The organism is Hymenobacter agri (assembly GCF_054778495.1).
Map to the genome: position 1 here is coordinate 1 of NZ_BAAGZM010000215.1, position 6,542 is coordinate 6,542.

Consider the following 6,542-nt stretch of genomic DNA (forward strand, 5'->3'; position numbering starts at 1 on the left):
TATGGTACTGCCTTCACCGGTGGGAGAGTCGGTCGCCGCCAACCTTATCACAGGAAAATCCCTCTTGGATGCTTTCACCAGCAACCAGGAGGGATTTTTGCTTTATGACCCTTTCTAATAAGGCTGCGGCGTGATTTAGAAAATGATGGCAATGATGACCAGCATGAGTGCACGCAGACTAATTTCAGCGTTTAAGTTGTTGTTTTGTTTATGCAGCTAATGTATCCGGGGTTCTTGTTTGGTTTATCGGCAGTAGGTATTCCCATTCTCATCCATTTGCTTCAGTTGAGGCGTCCTCAACGGCTGTTGTTTACTAACACGGCTTTTATTCGTGAGGTGGAGTTAGTAACTGTGCGTTATCGGAATGTACAGCGCTGGTGGTTATTGGCTGCGAGGATATTAGGTGTTGCCGCCTTGGTGCTAATGTTTTGTCAGCCGTTTATTCCCGCGCGCAATGATGTAGGCGCCGGAGGGCAGACGGAGGTTTTAGTGGACAATTCGTACAGCATGCAGGCGGCTAGCTTGGGGCAAAGCTCATTGTTTGCGGATGCGGTAGAGCAAGCCCGGAGTGTTGGTCGCAAGGGAAATACGGGGCAGTTACATCTGCTGAGTGAGGGTAATCGTGTTATGCTACCAGCAGCTTATCAGGCGGCCCTTAATGGCTTGGGTATGCGGGCGCAGAATCCATTTGCGATTCTTCGTGGTACTGAGACAGCGCTACGTGGTGCGGGAAATGAGTTGTACATCTTTTCAGACTTTCAGAAAAAAGCAGTTGATGTGAACGAATTGGCCGCATTGAAGAGGCGGGCCGTGGTGCTGGTGCCATTAGCGAGTAAGGCTAGTGGTAACCTGTATGTGGATAGTGTATGGCTAGATGATGCTTTTGTGCGGGTGCGGACGAATGTGGGCCTGCATATTCGGGTGCGGAATGGTGGCAATGCCAAACTGAGCGACTCGCCAGTGAAAGTATTTTTGGGAAAAAAGCAGGTGGCCGCTTATCGGGTGACAGTGGATGCCGGGCAGGTGGCGACTTCGGTGGTGCAAGTGCAGGTGGCTGAGCAGGCATTGGCCTTGGGCAAGGTGGTGACGGAAGACGTGCCCGTTGCGTTCGACAATACATTTTACTTCACATTGCAGCCCGCCGCGGCTATTCGCATTCTGGAGATTGGGGCTGAGCCGGTGGCACAGCAGTTGTACAGCAATGAGCCGTTATTCGCTTATGCTTTTGCAAAGCCGCAGGCGGTTGATTTCGGGGTATTGCAGCGAGCTAATCTGGTGGTGGTGCGGGAGGTGGAGCGAATAGATGCAGGCCTGCGTGACGGCTTGCGAGCCGTAGTAGCACGCGGAGGGAGCGTGGTACTTGTACCATCGGGCGTGCCAGCCAGTCACGATTCCTATCAGCAATTATTCAAACAACTGGGCTTGGGCACAGTGCAGTGGGAAGCCGCTGCCGGGACGCCAGAACTGCGGGAAGTAGCGATGCCAAATGCGCGGGAACCGTTTTTTCGGGATGTATTCGGGGCACAGCAGCGTGCGGTTACGATGCCGCGGGTGGCGCCGGTGCTGCGCTGGTCGCGCACGGGGACGGACATACTGCGGCTGCGGGATGGCGAAAGCTATTTGGCCAATTTTGCGAGTGGGGCGGGGCAGGTATATGTGTTTTCGGGCCCATTTGACCGGCAGTATTCTGATTTTATGGCGCACGCATTGTTCGTGCCGGTGATGTACCGGCTGGCGATGCGGAGCTATCAGAACGACCAACTGCCGGCTTACCGCCTGACGCAGGATGCGCTGACTTTGAAACTGCCAGCCACCGGCCCGGCTACCGATGGGGCTGGCCGGGCCGATGAGGCGAATTTTCGACTGGTGAAGGACAGCGTGGTATTGATTCCAACGCAACGCGTGGTCGCGAATGAGCTGCATCTGGATTTACCGGTGGGCATGAATGCGCCGGGGTTTTACCAAGTGCAGCGCGGCGGCAAGGTGCTGACGACGCTGGCATTTAACCAAGATAAATGGGAGTCGGAGTTGGCGGCTTACTCGGCCGATGAACTGCGGCAGCTACTCGGGGCTAACCACCCAAATATCAAGGTGGTGGAGAGCGGCGCCGATGGGGCGGGCCTGGCCAAGTTCCAGGCTGAGCAGACGGGGCAACCGCTCTGGCGCTACTGCCTGGTGCTGGTACTGCTGGCGCTGCTGGCCGAGGCGCTGCTGGTGCGATTTGGGGGCCGTAAGGCTGCCGCGCCCAAGGTGGCAGTAGCGGCCTAACCGCCCGAGAAAGAGGTTTTGGCTGCAGTGACGGGCGGCCGGGCGTAACTTGCCGCTTTAATTTGCGAGACGATTTTATGGCTGCCCCGATTCGAGAACCTGATACCCGCGTCGTGCAAGTGCCGGCGGGTGCCGTGAAACAACTTGCGCTGCGCTTTGGCTTGGGAGCGGGGCTGGCCTGCGTGGTGTGGATGGTAGGCCTGCAGCTGACGGGCAACAACAGTTTCGGGCCGAAGCAGATTCTGGCGCAGCTGCTGGTGCCGCTGGCAGTGGTGGCCAGTCAATGGTTGCTGCGCAAGGCGGCGCAGCCCAACAAGCCCGGCTTGGGTGCGGCGCTGGGTGTGGGCGTGCTGACGGCGGCGCTGGCCGCGTCTATCTCGGCCGTGGGCACGGTGGGGCTGGCCTACGGGGCAGGCGAGGCGGCCGTGGCGCGGCATCGGGCTGAAGTGGTGGAGATTGTGCAGGCCCAGCAGCGGCAGAACCCGCAGACGAAGCTGACGCCGGCGCAACGCCAGCAGCAGGTGGCCCAGGTGCAGCAGCTGACGGTGGGCAACATGGCCACGAGCAACTTTTTGCAGGTGTTAGTGCTGGGATTGGTGCTGGCGATACCGGCCGGGATATTTCTGCGCGAATAATTCGGCTTACTTTGCGGTAATCATTCACCAGAACTACTTTCTGCAATTACCATGGAAACGAATACCACCTCCGTAACTACTTCTTCGGTTGGCCTGCGCTACGGCATCCTAACCGCTCTGGTCAGCATCATTTTCTCGTTTGGATTAAATGTGATGCATCAGGAAAGCAGCCCGGCGCGCTACCTCTCATTTGCTATTCTGATTGCCGGCATTGTGCTGGCGATGAATCATTTCAAGCAGCAAAATCAGGGCTTCATGAGCTTTGGCCAAGGTGTGGGAATTGGGGCGGTAGTATCGGCGGTAGTGGGGTTGCTGTCGGGCATTTTTGCCTACATCTACATGACCTTTATCGACACCGACATGCTGGTCCGCATCACGGACAAGATTCGCACCGACATGGAAGCCCGTGGCGGCATGAGCGACGAGCAGATTGACCAGGCCGTAGCCATGTCGAGTAAGTTCATGAACGGCCCGTTTATGATTGGGGCCGCGCTACTCGGCACGGTGCTGATGGGCGTGCTGCTGTCGCTGGTGATTTCAGCTTTTATTAAAAACGCCCAACCCGAATTTGAATAAGCCCGCTGCCACCTTCCCGGTAGAAATTTCCATCGTTATTCCGCTGCTCAACGAGGCGGAATCGTTGCCCGAACTCACGCGCTGGATTGCGCGGGTGTTGGAGGCGCGCGGCCTGACGTACGAGGTGATTCTGATTGACGACGGCTCGACCGATGACTCGTGGGCGGTGATTGAAACGCTGGCGGCGACGGACAAGACGCTGCGCGGCATTCGCTTCAACCGCAACTACGGCAAGTCGGCGGCGCTGAACGTGGGCTTCGAGGCGGCACGGGGCCGCGTGGTGTGCACCATGGATGCTGACCTGCAGGACTCGCCCGAGGAGCTGCCTGAGCTCTACCGCATGATAGTGGAGGACAAGTACGATATGGTGAGCGGCTGGAAGCAGAAGCGCTACGACCCGCTGTCGAAAACCATTCCAACCAAACTCTTCAACGGGGCCACGCGGGCGATGTCGGGTATTCAGCTGCATGATTTCAACTGTGGGCTGAAATCGTACGACTCGCGCGTGGTGAAGAGCATCGAGGTGTACGGCGAGATGCACCGCTATATTCCGGTGATTGCGAAGTGGAACGGCTTCAAGAAAATCGGCGAGAAGGTGGTGCAACACCAGGAGCGCAAATATGGCGTGACGAAATTCGGGCTGGAGCGCTTCATTTTCGGGTTTCTGGATTTGCTGAGCATCACGTTTGTGGGCCGGTTCCGACGGGCGCCGATGCACTTTTTCGGCACGTTGGGTACGCTGTCGTTCCTGTTGGGGCTGCTGATTACGTTGTGGCTGACGGGCGAGAAGGTGTGGCTGTCGCTGCACAACCTCAAGGCCCGGCAGGTGACGGAGCAGCCGCTGTTTTTCTTGGCCCTCACGGCCGTGGTGGTGGGCGTGGTGCTGTTCGTGGCGGGCTTCCTGGGCGAAATGGTGCAGCTGAACGGGCCGAAGCGCAACGACTATCTGGTGCGCGAAACGCTGAATTGAGTTTTATTTAATCTATATAGAACGTCATGCTGAGCTTGTCGAAGCATCTCTACCGCAGCAGTAAATAATTACTTGCACGATAGAGATGCTTCGACAAGCTCAGCATGACGTTCTTAACTTCAATACCAACATGCGTGTCGTCATCATCGGCCCTGCTTACCCTTTACGCGGCGGGCTGGCCACCTACAACGAGCGGCTGGCGCGAGCCTTCCGGGCGGCGGGCGACGAGGTGCGCATTGTGACGTTTTCGCTGCAGTACCCCAATTTCCTGTTTCCGGGCCAGACGCAGTTCAGTACCGAGCCGGGGCCGACGGATTTGGACATCGAAGTCAGCCTGAATTCGGTAAATCCGCTGTCGTGGCTGGCGGTGGGGCGGCGGCTGCGCCGCGAGCGGCCTGATATGGTGATTTTCCGGTTCTGGCTGCCGTTTATGGGGCCAGCGCTGGGCACGGTGGCGCGGCTGGTGCGCGGCAATGGTCACACCCGCGTGGTAGCCATCACCGATAACGTGATTCCGCACGAGAAGCGGCCCGGCGACGGCCCGCTGACGCGCTATTTCCTGAGCGCCTGCGACGGCTTCGTGACCATGAGCCGCTCGGTGCTCGACGACCTGCGCGGGTTGGGCTTTGGCCGCAAGCCGGCGCTATACCGCCCGCACCCGCTCTACGACAACTTCGGGCCGATAAAGCCGAAGGCCGAGGCGCTGACTGCGCTGGGCCTGCCCGCCACGACGGGCTACGTGCTGTTTTTCGGGTTCATCCGGGCGTATAAGGGGCTCGACATGCTGCTTGAAGCCTGGGCCGATGCGCGCATTGTGGCCCTGCCCATCAAGCTGATTATTGCCGGCGAGTTTTATGAAGATGCCGCGCCGTACGAGGCGTTAATCAGGCAGTACCAGCTGGAAAGCCGGATTGTACGGGCCACCGATTTTATTCCGAACGAAAAAGTTGTGGACTATTTCTGCGCGGCCGATTTGGTGCTACAGCCCTACAAAAACGCCACGCAAAGCGGCGTGTCGCAGATTGCCTACCACTTCGAGCGGCCCATGCTGGTGACCGACGTGGGCGGCCTGGCCGAGCTGATTCCGGACGGTGTGGTGGGCTACGTGGTGCCGCCCACGCCGGGCGCCACTGCCGACGCCATTGTCGATTTTTACACCAACCAGCGCGAAGCCACTTTCGCAGCCGGCGTGCGCGAGGAGAAAAAGCAGTTTTCGTGGCCGGTGATGGTGGCGGCGCTGAAGGAGGTCGCGAAAGTGCAACAGCTGTAGGCGGCTGAAGCAGTAATTTGCGACTTAACCTACTGGCTTCCTGATGAGCACCCCAAACACCCTGACTGTCGACGAATTTATTGCTGCCCTGCCTGCCGAACGGCAACAGCCCGCCACCCAAGTGTGGGAGCTGGTGCGGCAGGCCATGCCGGCCGGCTACACCGAACACGTAGGCCCAAAGTACCTGGAGTTTCGGGCCGGAAAGGATATGTACATCGGCCTGGCCAACCAGAAAGGCCACCTCAGCCTGCACGTCGTGCCCATGTACCTGATGCCCGCGTTGCAAGAGCAGCTGGCGGCCGCCGCGCCCAAGCTGAAGATGGGCAAGGGCTGCGTGAATTTCAAACAGGCTGATGAGTTGCCTGCGGAAGCCCTGACGGCCCTAATTGCCGCCACGCCGCCGGCCGACTATGCCGCCAAGCTGCAGGCCGTGCGCGGCGCGCGCCAAAAAAGCTAAGCAGCCGGCGCTTCGAACGGCACACTTTCGCGCACGGCCTGCAATACTTTTTCGGCTGGCAAATCTTCCATGCAGCTGGTGCCGAGCTGGCAGGTGCCGCGGTAGAAGCACACACACTGCTTGTTGGGTTGCACGAGCTGGCCACGGCCGTAGAGGTCGAATTCGTGCGGGTTGAAGATGTTGTTCATCAGGATGGTGGGCTTGCGCAGGGCAATGCTGATGTGCATGCCCATGGTTACCTGCGTCACGATGCCGTCCATCTGGTTCATCAGGTTGATGAACTGGGGCAGGGGGAAGGTGCCGAGGTAGGCCGCGCCGGTGGCGGCGTGCAGCTCGCGGATGCGGCCGTCTTCGGCCTCGCCGGCT

7 protein-coding genes are annotated in these 6,542 nt (G+C 58.9%); 6 read left to right on the forward strand and 1 reads right to left on the reverse strand.

The window, feature by feature from the left end; translation table 11 throughout:
* Positions 1 to 210 precede the first annotated feature (210 nt).
* From ACYVDE_RS11905 to ACYVDE_RS11930, 6 genes are all read left to right on the forward strand, one after another.
* Positions 211 to 2,268: a BatA domain-containing protein gene (locus ACYVDE_RS11905; protein WP_460501766.1), complete on the forward strand. Its 2,058-nt coding sequence runs from the start codon at positions 211 to 213 to the stop codon at positions 2,266 to 2,268.
* A 134-nt stretch (positions 2,269 to 2,402) separates the two neighbouring features.
* Positions 2,403 to 2,903: a DUF4199 domain-containing protein gene (locus ACYVDE_RS11910; RefSeq protein ID WP_460501767.1), complete on the forward strand. Its 501-nt coding sequence runs from the start codon at positions 2,403 to 2,405 to the stop codon at positions 2,901 to 2,903.
* A 51-nt stretch (positions 2,904 to 2,954) separates the two neighbouring features.
* The gene (locus ACYVDE_RS11915) at positions 2,955 to 3,479 is read left to right on the forward strand and encodes a DUF4199 domain-containing protein (protein WP_460501768.1); all 525 of its coding nucleotides are present in this window, start codon (positions 2,955 to 2,957) and stop codon (positions 3,477 to 3,479) included.
* Positions 3,472 to 4,449, forward strand: coding sequence for a glycosyltransferase family 2 protein (locus tag ACYVDE_RS11920; RefSeq protein WP_460501769.1), 978 nt, complete (start codon positions 3,472 to 3,474; stop codon positions 4,447 to 4,449). Before ACYVDE_RS11915 ends, ACYVDE_RS11920 begins: the two co-directional genes overlap by 8 nt.
* A gap of 85 nt (positions 4,450 to 4,534) precedes the next feature.
* The gene (locus tag ACYVDE_RS11925) at positions 4,535 to 5,719 is read left to right on the forward strand and encodes a glycosyltransferase (protein WP_460501770.1); all 1,185 of its coding nucleotides are present in this window, start codon (positions 4,535 to 4,537) and stop codon (positions 5,717 to 5,719) included.
* 43 nt (positions 5,720 to 5,762) lie between these two features.
* Positions 5,763 to 6,176, forward strand: a complete 414-nt coding sequence (locus ACYVDE_RS11930) for a DUF1801 domain-containing protein (RefSeq protein WP_460501771.1) — start codon at positions 5,763 to 5,765, stop codon at positions 6,174 to 6,176.
* On the opposite strand, the gene ACYVDE_RS11935 is transcribed toward ACYVDE_RS11930, so the two are convergent.
* The coding region (locus ACYVDE_RS11935; RefSeq protein WP_460501772.1) for a glycosyltransferase family 9 protein at positions 6,173 to 6,542 on the reverse strand (370 nt) is incomplete at its 5' end. The two genes, ACYVDE_RS11930 and ACYVDE_RS11935, sit on opposite strands and share 4 nt — an antisense overlap.